This is a genomic window from Actinomycetota bacterium, assembly GCA_005774595.1.
GTDB lineage: Bacteria > Actinomycetota > Coriobacteriia > Anaerosomatales > D1FN1-002 > D1FN1-002.
On record VAUM01000457.1, the window covers coordinates 1 to 1,250 of the forward strand.

Consider the following 1,250-nt stretch of genomic DNA (forward strand, 5'->3'; position numbering starts at 1 on the left):
CTCACCGATCCCTCGTCGCTCACGATCGCGACGCGCGACGAGATCGCCCGCCTCGCGCCCGACCGCATCTACGTCGTCGGCGGCACCGCGGCCGTCTCCACGGCCGTGCGCAACCAGCTCGACGCCCTGCGCTACGGCGACACGGTCGCGCGCCTCGCCGGCGCGGACCGGTACGCGACCGCCGCCGCCGTGGCAGACGAACTCGCCGCGGAGTCGGGCGGCGTGCCGGGCTCCCGCGCGTTCGTGTGCTCGGGAGCGGGGTACGCCGACGCGCTGTCCGCGGCCGCCGCGGCCGCCGCTGCCGGCCAGCCGGTGCTCCTCACCGCGCCGACCGCGCTGTCCGCGCCGACCGCCGCCGCGATCACTGACCTTGGGATCACCTCGTCCGTGGTCGTGGGCGGCATCGCGGCGGTCTCCGACACGGCACTGGCCGCCCTCCCCGGCCCGGAGCGGGTGGCCGGCGCCGATCGCTACGCGACGTCGCGCGCGGTCGCGGACTGGGCCACAGGCGGCGGTGTGCTCGCGTTCGACGCCATCGGGTGCGCCCGCGGCGACTCGTTCCCCGACGCGCTCGCGGCCGGGCCGTTCATGGGCACGGCCGGTGGACCGATCGTGCTGCTCCCCTCCGCCTCCGACGCACCGCTCACCGGCTGGCTCGCCATGCACGGGCCCGAGACCGGCGCCGTCACGTTCTTCGGTGGCCCGAGCGCGGTGACCTACGGGCTCGAGAACGACGTCCGGCTCGCGCTCAGAGGACAGTGAGCGTGCCGGCGTCCCCCATCGCGGCCGAGATCGAACGGCTCGCGACCGCGCGTCGGCTCACCTGCCGGTTCGACGCGCTGATCGAAGGCCCCGCAGGGACGGCCGTCATCGAGGCGCTCGTCGCCGACGCGCGCGGCGTCCTGGTCGTCGAGTCGCGCGACTGGGCGGGAACCGCGGTCCGCGGTGCGGCGGACAACGCATCGTGGACCGTGTTGCGCTCCGGTCAGGCGGCCGCCGGATACCCGAACCCGATCCTGCGCAACGTCGAGCGCGTCGACGCCGTGCGCGCCGCTCTCGCCGCCGCGGGCGCGCCGGTGGCGTCGGACCTCGTCCGGGGCCTCGTCGTGCTCCCCGACCTCGACCTCTCCGGGCTCGAGGTGCCCTCGGACGGCGCGTTCGGCGTCACGCGCGCAAGCGACCTGGGCGCCTACTTCGAGCGGCGCGCCACCGACCCGGCGCTGCCGATGCTCGACCCCGCTGTCGCAGGC

Annotated in this window: 2 protein-coding genes; both read left to right on the forward strand. The window is 76.5% G+C overall.

What is annotated here, in order from left to right; translation table 11 throughout:
• A partial coding sequence (locus FDZ70_10950) for a hypothetical protein (protein TLM65663.1) occupies positions 1-762 on the forward strand: 762 nt, incomplete at its 5' end.
• On the forward strand, positions 540-1,250 hold a 711-nt coding region (locus FDZ70_10955; GenBank protein TLM65664.1), incomplete at its 3' end, for a hypothetical protein. The genes FDZ70_10950 and FDZ70_10955, both read left to right, overlap by 223 nt.